This is a genomic window from Akkermansia sp. UBA7090 (assembly GCF_002493465.1).
Classification (GTDB): Bacteria; Verrucomicrobiota; Verrucomicrobiia; order Verrucomicrobiales; family Akkermansiaceae; genus Akkermansia; species Akkermansia muciniphila_A.
Genome location: NZ_DKYW01000029.1, coordinates 1 through 15,744, shown reverse-complemented (window position 1 = coordinate 15,744; position 15,744 = coordinate 1). Strand labels below are relative to the sequence as shown.

Genomic DNA, 15,744 nt, shown 5'->3' with positions numbered 1-15,744 from the left:
CGAATTTGGAATCCGCGGCGCAAATGCAAGAGATAGGATATTTTTGTAGCAAAAAATGTTCCGATTATCGGGATTTCTATTAGCTATATATGTAATGCCTTAATAATTAATTTGAAAAATCTATCTTCACGAAAGGAGGATGAAGCGGGATATCGTTTTCTTTCCTGCGTGTTCATAAAAAATGGAGAGGGAAAATTTGTCTTGTCCTCCGGTCAGGACTGGAGGGAAAAATACGGTAACAGGTTTACGCTTTTCCCATTTTATAATTTTACGTTGACGCCGGATTCCAAATTCGGTATGACACATACCGTTATGAGAAAAACATTATCTCTCTTGGCGGTTTTGGCCTTGGCCTCCATGGCTAATGCTGCTTCATTTTCCGTTGACCTGTCTCCAACAGGGGCAGGAACCACGGGTGTTTCCTCTTCCGGGATTTCTCCTCAAGATGTCTTCGGTTACAATGTTCAGGAATGGCACGGAACTTGGGAAAACAGTTCCTTGAATGGTCAGGTGGGGTTTGAAGCAGGAACCCTCAAGCTGCAAATTGGAGCTGTGGCATCCAATAATGCGGGGGGAAATTTTGCCGGACTCAAATTTGAGATGCCGTCCGGGACGGATTCTGCAACTTTGTCTTTTGACATTTCCAAAAGCGCTTCTTGGGGAGGTTCTCTTGGGTCTTTTGAATGCAAATACATTTGTAATGTCTATGGTTTCTCGGATGATGGAACATCCTCAGTCATAGGGACTTGGACGCTGGAAAACGCCAAGACGGCCCTGACGAGCAGCCCAACTTCCGTTTCCGTTGACCTGGATTTGAGCGGAGCGGGGAATTATTCATCTTATGGGTTGATATTCAATTCTATGGAGACTTCGTCATTAGGGGCTGGTGCCGGTATGGCCGCTGACATTACCAATATCAGTCTTTCCGGGGAAGTTGTTCCGGAACCGGCTACGGCATCCCTTGGGCTCCTTGGTTTGGGAGTTCTTCTTCTGCGCCGCCGCAGGGATTGATGGAGGCGGACAAGTGATTTAGCCGGGCAGACTGTGTCAAAGCCGGTTTTGTGAAAGGAGGGGATGAATCATCCCCTCCTTTTTTATCCGCTTTCCACACGGTTTTTTGCTGGATTGATGGACAGGATCGGATAAAATGGCGGACGGTATTTATGGTTAAGGCGTTTTTCAAGAGTGCAGCCTATTTGCTGACAGCGTTTTTTGCGGGAGGCGTCTGTGTTTTGCAGGCGGCGGAGACAGCCGGCTTCGGCGTGGACCTGGGCAATGGTTCCGGGACGGCACAGGAGGGCTGGACCAATGTAACCATGCCGGCAACAGCGTCGGGTGGCGCCAATGTATTTGTCGCCGTTCCGTTAATCAGAAATGGTGCGGCGTCTTCTTCATCGTCTGTGGCGGTGGGAGCCTTGTTCGGCAGGATGGTTTCCCTGACCGTCTCCGCTAAATGCAGTTCTGGCGGTTCTTATACTCTGGCGGAACCCAACACCCGGTATACCTGGTATGAAGGAGGGAAACACCGGCACAACGGTACGAACGCTGACGCGCCGTCTGCTTTTGAATTTCCCAAAGGCTGCGAAGCTTTCAATACGAGCATGCGACTGAGCGCCAACGGAATGTCGGCCGCTTCCGCTACGGCAAGACTTTCCTTCTCCGGATTCCAGGCGGGCAAGGAATATGCGGTATCTTTCTTCTGCGGGCACAATGCGCCTGCTTATGAATCCATAACGCTGGTCAGCGGATCTCTGGTGAGCGTACGGGGGCTCCAAAGCTCCATGGGGAATCTTTCCGGGAACCGGTTTTCCGGTCTTTCCAATTCATCGGGACAAGACGCCTATCTGGCGGTGGAGTGGAAGGCCTGCGCAGATGAACAGGGCAGGCTGGTGTTTGACGTGACCAAGGTGGCGAACAGCAGTGCTTCCGGCCGCATGGAATTAAATGCCGTTACTGTCAGCACGGATGATTCCCCGGCTCCGGAAGTTCCGGAGCCCCGGCCTGTCAGCGTCTTGCACAACAAGGCGCTCATTTTTTTGCCTTCTTCTCTTGCTTTGCCTGTGCCGTCCTCCACATGGACGGCTGAAAACCAGTTAACCTGCGAATTCTGGGTCAGGCCCAATGATGACGCCGTCACGGGAAAAATCATCTCTTTGGGGAATGCGTGTGTTTCCCTGGATCACGGTTTCCTGGCTCTGTCTGCTCCAGATGGGGATTCCGTCGCTTCCGTGAAAGCAGCCGGGGAGGAATTGGCTGCGGGAGCGTGGCACCATGTGGCCGTTTCCGTGGGAGTGGAGGATGTCTGTCTGTATGTGGATGGTCGGTTGGCTGTTTCCTCGCCTCGGACGCCTTACTTGCAGGCCATGAAATCAGGCTGGAAGGGGATTGTGCTGGAAGCGGGGTTCAAGGGGGCTCTGGATGAACTGCGTTTCTGGAACACAGCCCTGGGCGGGGAGGAAGATGACTTCTTCATGAACGGCCCGTTGTCCCTGTCTCATCCCAGGTATGGGAATCTGGTGGGCTGCTGGCGTCTGGATGGGGATTTCCGTGATGCCAAGTGGACGGAATTCTCGGAAAAAACAGGCAGCGCCTTTGTGCGCCCTTACCAGGCGGTTGCCCCTGAAGGGGCTGAATTCTCCATCGTTACGGATAATGAAACGTTTCGCTACATGCTGGTGACGGCATATGTAAGAAATGTACATGTCATTTATGACTGGCCGTCGCGCGCGCACCTCATCAACAATTCCGATTTAATCTACATCAATTCCGTCACGCCGGCCGCGAATGGCTCTCTCAATTTTCAATATCCGGACAATGACGTGACGGAAAGCTCCGGTGTGGTTTTGCTGCCGTCTGACGGAGAATGTTCCAATGTCCTGGACTTCTCCGGACAGGGGGCTTATATGAACGTGGGCGGAGGTTTGCTGGGCGCCGGCAGCTCCGGAGCGTTCACCGTGGAAGTCCGCATGGCTTTGGACGGAGACGGTCAGGAGGCGGTGCTGTTTGAAAATGACAACGTTTCCATGAGGCTGGAATGGAAGGAAGGCCATTATCAGGCTCGTATCCAGACAGGGACGGATAAAGCCTGGGTGGCGGATCTGCCTCCTGTGGAGGCCGGCAGGTATTTCTGGCTGGCCTTCGTCAGAAATTCTTCCGCGGGTACGGCATCCTTTTATGTGAACGGGAATGCCGTGAGCACGGCCGCCGCGGATGCGGGGGAAATGGAAGGAACCGCCAATGCGGTCATAGGAAGGGATTTGGACGGCAGGATTGATGAAATGCGCGTGTGGCATGAGGCCCGTGCGACGGCCCGGCTTGGTACGGCTGTGCAGCATAGCTGGGGAGACAGGCTGCTGATGGGCCGCTGGGGGACAAGTGACCAGTTTGGTCATGATACAGCTTCCTGGGTGGAGCATGTGCGTATTCTCCGCAGGCTGACTAAAGGCGTTTCCGGCATGCGGATACGTCTGGGGATATCCGGCGGGAACTGGTCCGCTATGCTGTCTGACGCGAATGCCCGTGCGGCTTTTGCCGAAAATGTGGCGGAAGTTGTCCGCAAGCATCAACTGGACGGGCTGGACCTGGATTTTGAATGGATTGAGCAGAACAACACGGCCGCCTGGAGGAATTACGGAGAACTGGCAAAAGCCATCCGGACAGACTCTCCGGACATGTTCTTTACCATTTCCCTGCATACTTACTATTATAAATTTCCTGTGGCCTATATGCAGTATGTGGATTACTTCACCTTCCAGAACTATGGGCCCCAAATTGACGTAAACGGATACAACAGCATGGTTTCCGCGTGCGGAGCGTACCGTTCATGGGGGTATCCGGACTCCAAGATCATGCTCAGCGCGCCGTTCCAGGGAACTCCGGGAGCGGGGCAGGGCGCCGATATTCGCGCTTACCGGGATATTGTTTCAACCTGCGCCGGTGTGAGGCAAGACTCTTCCCTGGACTCCGCCAGCTTCAATTACGGCGGAGGCAAAGTGAAGACGCTGCACTTCAACGGTGTGGATACGATCAGGAAAAAGGCCCGGTACATCAGTGAACAGCAAGTGGCCGGATTCATGTACTGGGATTTGGGAATGGATGTGGCGGATTCCTCCGGGAAGAACGACTACTTTGACGAATGTTGCCTGCTCCGGGCCGCCAACCGTTATGTTTCCTCCACCGCTTATCCTGATACGCCGAGCCCCTTTGCCCTTTCTTCTGCTGGGGAAACCATCCCTGCCGGGGGCGGCGCCGTGGCGGTGGAAGTGCAGTCGGAAGAGGAAACTCTGGGCTGGGTGGTTGCAGACTGTCCGGACTGGATTTCCGCCTCCGCCGTTTCGGGGATCGGCCGTACTACGGTCATGTTGACGGCAGCGGAAAACAAATCCGCCGCCGAACGGTCCGGAACGGTAATCTTCCGTTCTTCCGACAAACAGGAATGCTCCGTCACCATAACGCAGGATGGCGCCGAACTGACGGGCTACGACAAGTGGGTGCAGGACTCCTTCCCGCCGGATGCTGCCGCGGACCGGACGGCTATGGATGCCGTTCCTGCCGGGGATGGCATCACCAACCTGATGAAATACGCCACGGGGCAGGATCCGCTGAAACCCTGCGGGAGCGTTACGAAAGTAACATTGGAAGAGGGAGATGACGGATGCATGCATCTGGTGCTGCGCTGGCCTGTGAATCCGCAGGCGACGGACGTGAAGCATGAGGTGGAAGCCTCCACGGACTTGGCCGACTGGATTTCCCTGGGAGAAGTGGAAACCGCCGGAAAGACGGCCGCCGAATTTCGGGATGCGGAATCCGTACGGGAAAGCGGGATGGAACGCCGGTTTCTGCGGTTGAAAGTGACGCGGGAATAACTTCGGGTACGCCTTTTCTGAAAAACTTCCGTTCTTGCTTCCGTTTTTGGAGAGAGCCCTCCCGGCCCGGCGCGGCATGGCCCGGATGAAGGCGTTTCTCGTATCCGTGCCGCGACGGACGGCTATTTGTAAAGACGCGCGAATTTCAAAGGCATTTGCTTACCTTGAAACAAGAAGGGCCGCTTAAAAAAATCGCGCCCGCTTTGCGCGTTTTTCTGCTGGCTGCAGGAAAATCTTCGGCCAAAGCTTTGTGCTCCACCGCCCTTCCGTGGTATTCCCGGAGCGGGAAAGGAGTCTATTTTTTCTTCATGTTGAGTTTTTCCCTCACCCGCTCCACATTGGCGAGGGCGTCTTCATTACCCAGCTCCGCCGCCCGTTCATACCACTTTCGGGCTTCAGACAAGTCCTTGGCTACGCCGGTTCCCCGTTCATACATGGACCCCAGGTTGTTCATGCACTTGGCGTCGTCCTGTTCCGCACCCTTGACGTAAAACTGATAGGCCAGGGCCATATCCTGCGGGGTGCCGAGACCTTCTTCATGCAAGTAGCCGAGCAGGAAATGCATGCCGGACACCGCATGCTTCTGGTTCTGTTCCAGGTCGGTCAGAATGTTCAGCGCCATTTTCGGATCCGGCTCCATATCCTCTCCCTTGATGAGCAGGCGAGCTTTCTCCACCAGAGCCTCCGGGTCTCTGGTTTCCGCGGCTTTCAGCACATAATCCTTGTGCAGCTCCCTGTTCGGCTGCACGCCGATGCCCAGTTCGTAATAGCGGGCCAGCCTCTTGAATCCGCGTACGTCCTCCTTTTTCACCAGGGCGGTGGCCGCCGTCATGGCAGAGGCCAGGAGCTGCTGCCGTTCCGCAGGCTCCTGAACATTCCCGGCCACGGTTTCATAATAATTGGCCAGCTCGTCCAGAGCTGTCAGGCTGCCGAGTTCCACGGCCTGTTCCCAGAATTTCACGGCTTCCGGATTGATGGTTTTCGGGGCCGGGGCCTGGCGTTCCCTGCCGGACGGGGTCATCCAGGGAGGAACGGCTCCGGCATCCGCTTGAGCATCTTCCTCCTTACCTTTCTGTTCCGGCTTCCGGAGCCACGGCGGAGTGCTGGCGTCCCCGCCGTTCAGGGTCAGCTTGACCTGCTGGTAGGCGGAAGGGGAACCGTTGCCCAGGACCGCCGTCTCCCCCGTATTCTGGGGATAGGCTGCCTGGTTGGCCAGGAAAAGAAGGGAAGGAATATGTCCCCGTGCCGCCAAACCGTGCATCATGGCGCTGTAAGGCTGTAGGTTTTCATTATTGGAACTCCACATGTCCGCCGCGTCCACATGGCCTTTCAAGGCTCCCCGGAACATCCAGGAATCCCCCTCGGCCATGCGTTTTTCCAGGCCGAATTCATAAATGAGGGCGCGGCCGAGCACGTACATGCCGCAGGGATCTCCCTGTCCGGCGGAAAGGCGGGCCCAGGCCAGGGCTTCCGGATATCCGGATTCTTCGCTCCTGTAACTGAATAACATCAGGTATGCCAAGTCTGCCTGGCTGCGGGCGTCCCCCCCCTGAGCTTTTTTGCGGAGGGCGGCAGTCAGCTGTTCCCACTGTTCCGGCGTGGCGTATTCGGAAATTCCTTTCAGCGTGATAAAATCTCCTGCGGCGGCTTTTGCCAGGCAATCATTCAACAGCGTTCTGGCGGGTTCTGCGGACGGTTTGTCCATTAAGTCCGGGTTTCCCATCTGGGCCAGGCGCAGCCTGGCCAGGGGATGGCCTTCCTCCGCCGCCTGCCTGTACCATACGCGCATATTTTCCCGCGCTTCGTGGGCCTTCCCTACGGAATCCTGTGTATTGGCCAGTTCCTCCTTCCACAGCTCGCCCAACTGTACGCTGGAATCTGCGTCTCCCAGCTGGGAGGCCAGCTCAAGCTCCTTATGCGTCTTGGCGTAGGGGGGAAGCTGGTGGAGTTTTTTTGGGGGAAAGGAAAGCGGTTCCTTCAGGTATGGCATGCCCCGTTCGTCATGAAGGGACAGCAGATCCAGGGCCGCTTTGCGCAGCTCCCGTTCCTGCGGGGGCCGCGCTTCGGAAATCAACTGGGCGTACCAGGCGAAGGCGTTATTGCTGCCCAGTTTCCTGGCCTGATCAAACAGAGGCTGGAGAGATGAGCTTTTCCCTCCACCCGTTTTTCCCTTCATGCCGGCGGAAAGGTCTGCCAGCAGGGTTTCAAGATCCCCTCTGGAGCGCAGTTCCGCCAAGAGCTTTCCGGCCTGTGCCGGGGTGGTCTCCTTCGTCATTTCCGCCAGAAGCCGCATGGCTCCCGCGTGCCCCTTTTCCGCAGCCAGGGAAAGGAATTGAATGGCCGTGTCCCTCCATTCCCTGCCGTCCTTACCGGTGCCGGAAGGGCCGCCGTCCAGGGCAAGGGCCAGTTCCCCTGTCCGCGCCAGAAGAACCGGTTTGGCGTTTTTCCGGTATTTCTTCAGGGGCTCGATAACTTTGGCGGGGTCTTCCTTCAGCCAGTCCACTTTGATGAAAGCGAGCTGGGCCAGAGAATCCTGATCGCCGGAAGCTGCTTTCTTTTCCAGGGGGGCCAGGTAGCGCCTCAACTCGGCTTCCGGAAGATCCGTGACGGTGTACAGGGCCGTGATGGCGTCCATGTCTCCCTTTTCCGCAAGCTTGCGGCAGCCAGCCAGCCATTCCGCGTGTTCCGGCTGCATGGGGTGCGCCTTGAAAATCCCGAAAATCCCGTAAGGATCCGTCATCATGAGCTTGGGAGCCGGATGGCCGGATGCCGTGGCCGCGTTACGGAAAAAATGCTGCATATGTTCCAGGCAGGCCAGCGGCAGGTCTCCCCGGTTCAGGTAATAAAGACCCATCCAGTATTCCCCGGCCAGCATATTGGCCCGAAAGTCTCCTGCAGCGGCTTTGTCCAGCACTTCCCCGTACGTCCAGCCGCCGTCCATAGGCAGTTGGGAAAGGTCCCGGACCGGAACGTATTCCACCTGCCCGGGAGGATTTGCCGCTGTGGCGGATGGAATGTCCTGGCCATAAGCCGGACCGGAAAAAATAAAGGGAATAAGCAAAAGACGGGCTCGCATGGATCAACTCTTTTCTAGCAGGAAAAACCTCTGCCCTACAAGCGTTTTTCACGTGTCTGAATGTTTAATTATTGGTCATGTCACGTTCTTTTTTTAAGAAAATAAATGGAGTCGGACAGGGAGGTCCCGGAGATGTATGCGGAAGCCCGCAAGGCGGAGGAAATGGCTTTCCGGGAGACAGGATGAATGAAGTAGACAAAGGGATGAGGGATTCCAAGCCCGCCGTATTTCTTACTTCCGTCCGGTTCGGATTCTTTTGATGAATATCCCCGGAAAATGGCCTTTTATTAAATTTTCCTCAGTTGTTCCGGATGATCGCTCAACTGGGAACGCAGCCGGTTTCTGTCCAGCTTTCCCATAACTGTGAGAGGGATGGGCGTTTCCATGACGGCGCGGATGCGCTGGGGGCCTGGGGCCGCCGCATTCCATGCGCGGCAGGCCTGCTCCAGAAGGGCTGCGGAAGGACCGCAGGCAACCAGTTCCATTCCGGCGCGCGGATGTGGAACTGCCTCCACGACAGCCTCCGGAACGCTGCGGCGCAAAACGTCCTGGACGGCATCCGGATCCACCAGTTCCCCCAAAACTTTGACAAGTCTGTCCGCCCGGCGCAGAAAGGTCAGCAAACGTCCTTCCAGGCGTACCAGGTCGCGGGTGCTCCACCACTCCTGCGGAGCGACCCGTTCCAGGAGAAACCCTCCATGGGGCTGCGTCAGCAGACGGCCAGACAATTTTCCTTCCCCCTGGAAGCGCAGGAGGCCCTTTTCGTCCGTCTGAACTTCCCAATGGGGCAGAAGGGAGAGGCGGTCCGTATGGTAGGAATTTCCGGGAAGGGCCGTGGCTAATTGGGAGCCGGCTTCCGTCATGCCGTAGCTCTGCACTACAGGCCAGCCAAGGGTGCGCGCTTTCCGTCCCGTCTCCGCATCCAGCGCGCCGCCGCCTACGATAATGCACTCGGCGGTGGAAGGCGCTCGGAGGCCGAGGCGGACCAGATCCACTACCTGCGTGGGAACCAGGGAGGACCATCTGGCTCCTGAGCTTCTCATCAGGTCGGCATAGGCCTGCGGGCGCCACTTACCGCGGAGCGTATGGACGGCGGTTCCGGCCAGGGCCGCGCGCAGATAAATCATGGCGCCCCCCACATGCCAGACAGGCAGCGGACAGCACCAGTCTCCGTTTTCCGCATGCAGATGTTCCAATGCCCCGCGCGCGCATATGTCCAGAGCGCGGCGGGTGAATAAAATAGCTTTGGGAGGCGAACCGGAAGAGCCGGAGGTGGCGAAAGCCGTGATTCCATCCATGCCCTGGCGGGAAAGAAAGGCGGCGGCCTCTTCCGCCCAGCCTCTCAAATGGGGCGGGGCCATCACGCAAGGGCCGTTGCCACGGTCCCAGGGCAGGGGTGTTCCGGAGGCGGGCATGGCGGCGGCAGTTTACCGGAGGGCCTTTCTGCGCAGGGTGTGCCAGCGTTCTTCCATGCGGGGCTTCAAATGGTGTTCAATCCATGCATAAGCTGCTTCCAGGCCGCCCGCTTTGAAAGTGCGGCCTATCTCCGCTTCCACGCCTGTGGCGTTGCCGGTGCGGCGCAGAAAATCATTGCTGGTGAATTCTACGAAAAGCTTGCCGTTGATTGCTCCTTCCTCCGCCAGAATCCATTCCCTGACATACAACGCCAGAATGGCGTCCCCTACCCATGCCTCCGCACGGAGGCGTTCTTCTGTAGCCTTGTCCATATGATGGTTCATGAAAATCTGGCAATGGCGGTTTTCCCTCCCAGAGGATCCCTGATGGGAGGCGGAGGCTCGCCGGGCGCCTTGTTTCCGGAGGGGGAAGCCGGTTGGCGGTTTTCCCGCGGGAGCTCCGGCAGATTGTCCGTGGGCGAGGCGGGGGCTCCTGGCAATGGCGGGTTCTCCTTGACGCCCTGTGGCGCGGGCGCGGCTCCCGGAACCAGGGGCACGTCCAGCACTCTGTCCTGGGCCGCGCGGCGGTTGGCGGCGTCCCTGGCTTCCAGGGACTTGCGGAGCGCTGTTTCCGATTCCGAATTCCAGTATCCGGAATCCAGTTCTATATAAATATTGGAATAAGGCAGGGATGTCTTGGTTTTAATGACCAGCACGTTGAACTGCCTGGCCGCGTCTTCGATCAGGGAATTGATCGTGCGGCTCATCAGTTCAAAATGCTGGCGCCCAGGAAGCATTTTATTGATATTGTTGCGGTAACGCTTAATGCCGGGAGCATAATCCTCCGTAACGCTGCGCAGCTCCGAGCTGATCATGATGCGGGGCACCACGTGGGCTTCCTCCTCCAGCATATTCAGCACATCCAGAAGCACTTCGTCCGACGTTTTGTCGGAAACCATGGTTCTGATGCCGGTTCCCGTGTAGGCGGGAAAGGAGGATTCCGCAATGACAATCCAGTTTCTGGCCCCCACGATGGCCAGGTTTTTATATAACTGCTCCTTCCATTCCCGTTCTGCCGGGTTGGCGTCCTGGCAGCCGCTGAGCAGGCTGATGATGCATATGGGCAGGATGAAGGGGAGTCGGGTCATGGGTGGGACCCCGCCTTGCGGGGCTGGAAAATGGGCTAGAATTTATGGGACCGGGGTTCGCGGCAGGCGCTGGGGCAGCGGCCTTGTTCCGTAGCGAACGGCGCTCCCTGGGTGGGAGCCGCCTCCGTAAAGGCGACGCCCGGCAGTTCAGTAGGTACGCCTTGAACGGGGAAATCCTTTCGCAGGGGGAAGTAAGGATAGCCTTCCCACATCAAAATGCGGCGCAAATCAGGATGGCCTGAGAACCTGATGCCCATCAGGTCCCATGCTTCACGTTCGTGCCAGTTGGCGGACTGGAAAATTTCCGTGACGCTGGGCACTTCTTCGCCGTCGTCCACCTTCGTCTTGAGGCTCAGGTTCGCGCCTGTTTCCGACTGCGTCAGCGTGTAGTTGACTTCAAAGCGGGGGCTTTCCCCCATATTGTCCACGGAAGAAAGGTTAACCAGCATATCAAACCCGGCGGAATCCCGCAGCCAGCGGACAACATCCGCCACAGCCTGGCGCGCGACGGTCAGCGTAATATCTCCGCGGAATTCATAGCGTTCCGTGATGACGTCTTTCCCAAAGCGATTTTGGGCGTTGTCTGCGGCGGTTTTAATCTGTGATTCTAGAGAAAGCATGGAGAAAAAATGGTAAAAGTGGAATGGAAGAAACGTTGGAAAAACTTACTCAAGAGGCATTTCCGTGTTGACCGGAACGGGAGCGTTGGCTTCGCGAGGCTCTTCCTTCTTGAAGAAGGTGCGTGCGGGCTGCTGGGTATCCATCTTGTTGCGCAGGGTAAGCAGGGCTTCCAGAATAGCCTCCGGACGGGGCGGGCAGCCGGAGATGTAAACGTCCACGGGGAGAATCTTGTCCACGCCCTGGAGCACGGAATAGGAGCGGAACATGCCGCCGGTGGAAGCGCACGCGCCCATGGCGATGCACCACTTGGGTTCCGGCATCTGGTCCCAGATGCGGCGGACGGCCAGGGCCATTTTATAAGTGACGGTGCCGGCTACAATCATCACGTCCGCCTGGCGGGGGGAAAAACGCGTCACTTCCGAGCCGAAGCGGGAAAGGTCATACCGGGAACAGGCCACGGCCATGAATTCAATGGCGCAGCAGGAAAGCCCCATCGGCATGGGCCAGAGGGAATTTTTACGAATCCAGTTGATGGCGGCGTCCAGGGTGGTATAGACAAAATTGCCTTCCGCATTGGAGTCCAGTACTCCCGTTTCGTAAATATTCGGTTCGTTCGTGGTGACCATGATAACAGATGATTCTTGCTGAAGTCAGATTAGCGAGATGCCTTCAACTCTCAAGCCTTAATTTGGTTCAGCCATGATTTTCTGCGGCTTGTTCCGGCCCTGTTTTCCGGCCTCACGGGAGGGGGGATGAATAAACCCGCACAGGGTTTCCCCCGTGCGGGTTTTTTATCCAACTATATTACCTATGAAACTCAGAACTCCCCATAATGGGCGGCGGTCTCTCTACCTCCCGTCGCCCGGTTTGTTGCTGATGCAGGTTAGAGTCCCGAACAGGAACATCCGTTCAAAAAGAAGAAAATTGTATGACAAAAAGTCGGAAATATATTTGAAAATTATTGAAAATAAATATATTATATAGCTATTTTCTTTCCAGGGGATGCGGGGCCGGAGCTTCATTTCTTTGTGGTGCCTGTGAAGAAAATGGCGGAGCGGAAAGGACGGAGGGGCCGTTTACGTTTTTCCTGTTCCTGAAGGCGCGGATGGAGAGATGAGCGATCAGCCAGAGGCCCAGAGTGATACAGGTTGCAAGAGCGGACATGCTTTCCGTAATATCCCATAAAAATAGAATGGCCAGTTCTGCCGCCAGCAAAAAAATCCCCATGAAACGCCAGTACAGTGATTCTCCCTTATGCTTGGCGCGAGGGGAAAAATCGGCAAGAAGGCACGGGATATCCAGAAGAAGAACGAGAAAATCAAGCATGATATTTGTTATGATAAACAGAAATAGATGGCTCTCCTTTGTTTATCCTATTTGTTCGGTGTTCGGCAGTTCAGGGCGCTATCTGAAAATAGCCGCGGTATCAGGTAGCGTTCATGGCTGGTGACCGTGCCGTTAACCGTCACCTTCTTCATGTAGCGCCGTCCCTGGTAATCGTAGCCGCACTCAATAATCGTGTTTCCATTCTGGCTGGTGAAGCTCACCGCGCGGTATATAATCAAATAATATTTTAAAGTCCAAAATAATATTATAAATCATCCGTTAATACAGAAAATCCACTTGTTTGTAGAAATTAACTATTACTTTTTCACGGCATTGAAAACTTTTGAAATGTTGCTAAAACAAGATTAAGTAAATTCGAGATTGTGTATTACCATTATTTCCTATTCATCTCAAAAAAACGGAATATAGATTTTATCATTGGCACAATAAGGATCTACCAACTCATTTTAACAAATTTGAAAAACGAATCTCTCAGCTAAGCATGAGCCTTAATTATTTGATTTAGTAAGATATTCCAATATAAAAAGAATATAACATACATAGGGAAAAAATAAACAATGATGAACAGGGATATTGATTTTTTGATGCATTCGTACCAGCTGAAGAATGATACAATATATGACAAGTATGCTAAAAATAGAAATAAAATGCATCTGAGATTTTTATCATCAATGTTACTGGCATATTTGCCCGGCAGCACAAAAAATCTATAGTCATCAGGTAAAATAAGCATGCATCCAAAAAATAAATATACAAATAAAATATAGCTGAAAATAGATTTGCTTTTCTTAAATTTTTTTTCTTGAAAGAAGATATCAAATGATATCATTGTTTCAACAATTTCTTTTACGTTTTTCATAATTATTTATGAACGGTTGTATTTTTTTTCATACCAAATAGACTTATGGAATCAATTTGGACAATTTCTTTGTAATATATTATACGTAGAAAGTGATTTTATATCTTGCTGAATTCCTTAAGCATATTTATATCTTCAACAGTGGAATAAGGTATGATTTCTGGATTAGTTAAATTGATCCCAGTTTTTTTATTTCAATTTTACGCCATATTTCTGTTTGTTTATCTTTATTCCATAAATCAACAGTAGCCCCTACATGTAATGTATATGAAGTACTGAATATTTTATTAGGTATTAACTGCGATATGTATCTATCTTTTCCTAATAAGTCTATTTCCATGTTGATTTTATTGCTGATGAACCTATACAAATTTCAATCACCCTTTTCAGCGATAGGGTCACGATTGATCATCTTCCGTCTTTTGGGTTGTAATAGTGGTAATTGTAATAAACCAAGGCGAAATCATCGTCGTGCATCTCGCCGAACCACTGGACGGGCTGGACGAGACTGCCCGTGGAAGCCGCCTGTCCATAGGGCGAGTAGTCGTAAGCCGCCGCGATACGTCCATCTCCATCGAACGCCTCCGTCACATTCTTGTTGAAGTCCCATATCCGTAACAGTAAAGGGAAGCGTCCTGCACGGGGGCCAGGGGGCGCGTGGCTGTCGGTTCCAGAGGATCCCACAACAGCGTGCGGAGCACGTTACGGCTGTTGAGCATGTCCAGGGCAGCTATCTGCAAATAGCCGCGGTACAGGTAGCGTTCGTGGCTGGCGACCGTGCCGTTAACCGTCACCTTCTTCATGAACCTTCGTCCCTGGTAATCGTAGCCGCATTCCACGATGGTCGCTCCGTCATGGCTGGTGAAACTCGTCGCGCGTACGCCAACCGTCTAGATGTCCGTTGAGGTGTTGATTAATGCCTGGCCGCACCTTAACCCTACCGTTACTAACTGTGTATTATGACCAGTCATCATAATCAAAAGGGTAATAGATCATTTGTATGGCAATAACTCCAAATACAAGAGCTTTCTCCATATCATAATCAGCGTCAAAAGAAGGTGGAATGATAGGCATTTTTGGTTGTTTTAAAAGGCCGAACGATAATAAACCAATAATCATTCGTAAAAAATACAATATGGTTTGATTCCTGGAAATAGGAACTTCAAACTGACGGTTTCTATTATCGAATACTAGTACTTTTCGTATGAATCTAAAATTTAAATCTTCTTGAAGAAAAAAATCAATATATTGATTTGCTTTATAGGAAAGTCGAATTTTTGCATTATCTGACCGATATATGCAATATACTTGTTTTGTGGTATTAATGCAACAGGAATGTGGATCAATTTGAAGTATCTTAATTTTATTTTCTCCTATCTTGCCTTCGCCTTTGCCTGTTTTTACGAAGTAATGAAGTCTACCTATCGTGTCATATGTAGAATTATCAATTAAGGATAAAACTCTTTTATTTTCTTTTGTATCTAATAAAGTCGCACCAAATTGTAGTTTTCGCCAGTCAATATCCTTCTTATTTTGATTATTAATCATGTAGTTACTATATTATTGCAATAATTGAATCCATGGGGAGCAATACTGGTCTTGCCACTCATGGTTATAGTCTATTTTCCCAAGAGGCCAAATTTTTGCACTAGCCCAAACACGAGCACGCAATGATACACATCCTCTCCCTTTAACTTGAAACTTATCCAAATTAGTAGTCACACAAACTGAAGCTCTAAAGTTAATCCCCCCCTCTAGCACCAACTTCTAAGGAACCTATTCGGCTTGCAGCTTTGGCAATTAACCCAAGTTCCGCATATCCATTAACACATCCCCCCCAGAAACAGTATTGCTACAGGAACTATAACTTGCTGATATACCTCCTGTTGTTCCTAATCTCCCATACCATCCTATTCTGATTTCTGCAAGATTAAAAATATTCAAAGCAGCAGAACCTGCTTCTCCTTCCATTTGAAATGATAATGATACCGCCTTTGAAAAACCTTTATTTCCGTTCTTTTTACAGCATCCTACACATTTCTTATTCTGCAAAATTACACGTATTTTAAAATCATATATGCCAATTTTATTTAATAATTTGTTTTGTACTTTTCCTGCTTTGAGTTCTTTGCGAATGAAATCTCTCTCGCATTGAACTAGGCCAGAAAATCCAGAAGAAATATCATCTTCAACTTCAAAACCTAAATAATCAACATATATAACAGAAACATTCCCAACAAACCCGTACAAATTCCATCCTCCTTCTTCAGCGATGGGATCGCGATTGATCCACCTGCCGTCTTTGGGGTTGTAATAACGGTAATTGTAATAAACCAGAGCGGGTTCTTCGTCGTGCATCTCGGCGGACCACTGGACGGGCTGGACGAGGTCTCCCGTGGAAGCCGCCTGTCCATAGGGCGAGTAATCGTAAGCC

General features: G+C 52.6%; 14 protein-coding genes. 2 read left to right on the top strand and 12 right to left on the bottom strand.

The window, feature by feature from the left end; genetic code table 11:
• The first annotated feature begins 111 nt into the window (after positions 1-111).
• Both B3075_RS09745 and B3075_RS09740 read left to right on the top strand, forming a co-directional pair.
• Positions 112-1,011 carry a PEP-CTERM sorting domain-containing protein gene (locus B3075_RS09745; RefSeq protein ID WP_290492082.1) on the top strand — a complete coding sequence of 300 codons (900 nt, stop codon included), beginning with the start codon at positions 112-114 and terminating at the stop codon, positions 1,009-1,011.
• 152 nt (positions 1,012-1,163) lie between these two features.
• Positions 1,164-4,865, top strand: a complete 3,702-nt coding sequence (locus B3075_RS09740; protein WP_290488381.1) for a LamG-like jellyroll fold domain-containing protein — start codon at positions 1,164-1,166, stop codon at positions 4,863-4,865.
• A 295-nt stretch (positions 4,866-5,160) separates the two neighbouring features.
• Here B3075_RS09740 and B3075_RS09735 read toward each other — a convergent pair whose 3' ends face one another.
• The 12 genes from B3075_RS09735 to B3075_RS09680 all read right to left on the bottom strand — a co-directional run.
• Positions 5,161-7,941, bottom strand: coding sequence for a tetratricopeptide repeat protein (locus B3075_RS09735; RefSeq protein WP_290488382.1), 2,781 nt, complete (start codon positions 7,939-7,941; stop codon positions 5,161-5,163).
• A gap of 287 nt (positions 7,942-8,228) precedes the next feature.
• Entirely contained in the window at positions 8,229-9,356 is a 1,128-nt protein-coding gene (locus tag B3075_RS09730) for an AMP-binding protein (RefSeq protein ID WP_290488383.1), read from the bottom strand.
• Between the two features lie 12 nt (positions 9,357-9,368).
• Positions 9,369-9,680, bottom strand: coding sequence for a hypothetical protein (locus tag B3075_RS09725; RefSeq protein ID WP_012421181.1), 312 nt, complete (start codon positions 9,678-9,680; stop codon positions 9,369-9,371).
• A complete protein-coding gene (locus B3075_RS09720; protein ID WP_290488384.1) occupies positions 9,677-10,483 on the bottom strand; it encodes a hypothetical protein in 807 nt (268 codons plus the stop codon). The genes B3075_RS09725 and B3075_RS09720 overlap by 4 nt, the downstream gene beginning before the upstream one ends.
• Positions 10,484-10,518: 35 nt before the next feature.
• Positions 10,519-11,103 carry an NADH-quinone oxidoreductase subunit C gene (locus B3075_RS09715; RefSeq protein ID WP_290488385.1) on the bottom strand — a complete coding sequence of 195 codons (585 nt, stop codon included), beginning with the start codon at positions 11,101-11,103 and terminating at the stop codon, positions 10,519-10,521.
• Between the two features lie 45 nt (positions 11,104-11,148).
• Positions 11,149-11,730: an NADH-quinone oxidoreductase subunit NuoB gene (gene nuoB / locus B3075_RS09710; RefSeq protein WP_290488386.1), complete on the bottom strand. Its 582-nt coding sequence runs from the start codon at positions 11,728-11,730 to the stop codon at positions 11,149-11,151.
• Between the two features lie 358 nt (positions 11,731-12,088).
• Complete coding sequence (locus B3075_RS09705; RefSeq protein WP_290488387.1) at positions 12,089-12,430, bottom strand: hypothetical protein; 342 nt, start codon at positions 12,428-12,430, stop codon at positions 12,089-12,091.
• A gap of 47 nt (positions 12,431-12,477) precedes the next feature.
• Positions 12,478-12,669 carry a hypothetical protein gene (locus tag B3075_RS09700; protein ID WP_290488388.1) on the bottom strand — a complete coding sequence of 64 codons (192 nt, stop codon included), beginning with the start codon at positions 12,667-12,669 and terminating at the stop codon, positions 12,478-12,480.
• A gap of 810 nt (positions 12,670-13,479) precedes the next feature.
• Positions 13,480-13,650 (bottom strand): hypothetical protein, encoded by a 171-nt coding sequence (locus tag B3075_RS09695; RefSeq protein ID WP_290488389.1) that lies wholly within the window; start codon positions 13,648-13,650, stop codon positions 13,480-13,482.
• A 247-nt stretch (positions 13,651-13,897) separates the two neighbouring features.
• Positions 13,898-14,149, bottom strand: a complete 252-nt coding sequence (locus tag B3075_RS09690) for a hypothetical protein (RefSeq protein ID WP_290488390.1) — start codon at positions 14,147-14,149, stop codon at positions 13,898-13,900.
• A 118-nt stretch (positions 14,150-14,267) separates the two neighbouring features.
• Positions 14,268-14,858 (bottom strand): hypothetical protein, encoded by a 591-nt coding sequence (locus tag B3075_RS09685; RefSeq protein ID WP_094135962.1) that lies wholly within the window; start codon positions 14,856-14,858, stop codon positions 14,268-14,270.
• 252 nt (positions 14,859-15,110) lie between these two features.
• On the bottom strand, positions 15,111-15,744 hold a 634-nt coding region (locus B3075_RS09680; RefSeq protein ID WP_290492081.1), incomplete at its 5' end, for an RHS repeat domain-containing protein.

Coding starts and splice junctions, on each gene's coding strand:
- B3075_RS09740 (WP_290488381.1), top strand. CDS start 1,164: ATGGTTAAGGCGTTTTTCAAGAGTGCAGCCTATTTGCTGACAGCGTTT.
- B3075_RS09735 (WP_290488382.1), bottom strand. CDS start 7,941: ATGCGAGCCCGTCTTTTGCTTATTCCCTTTATTTTTTCCGGTCCGGCT.
- B3075_RS09730 (WP_290488383.1), bottom strand. CDS start 9,356: ATGCCCGCCTCCGGAACACCCCTGCCCTGGGACCGTGGCAACGGCCCT.
- B3075_RS09725 (WP_012421181.1), bottom strand. CDS start 9,680: ATGAACCATCATATGGACAAGGCTACAGAAGAACGCCTCCGTGCGGAG.
- B3075_RS09720 (WP_290488384.1), bottom strand. CDS start 10,483: ATGACCCGACTCCCCTTCATCCTGCCCATATGCATCATCAGCCTGCTC.
- B3075_RS09715 (WP_290488385.1), bottom strand. CDS start 11,103: ATGCTTTCTCTAGAATCACAGATTAAAACCGCCGCAGACAACGCCCAA.
- nuoB (WP_290488386.1), bottom strand. CDS start 11,730: ATGGTCACCACGAACGAACCGAATATTTACGAAACGGGAGTACTGGAC.
- B3075_RS09705 (WP_290488387.1), bottom strand. CDS start 12,430: ATGCTTGATTTTCTCGTTCTTCTTCTGGATATCCCGTGCCTTCTTGCC.
- B3075_RS09695 (WP_290488389.1), bottom strand. CDS start 13,650: ATGGAAATAGACTTATTAGGAAAAGATAGATACATATCGCAGTTAATA.
- B3075_RS09685 (WP_094135962.1), bottom strand. CDS start 14,858: ATGATTAATAATCAAAATAAGAAGGATATTGACTGGCGAAAACTACAA.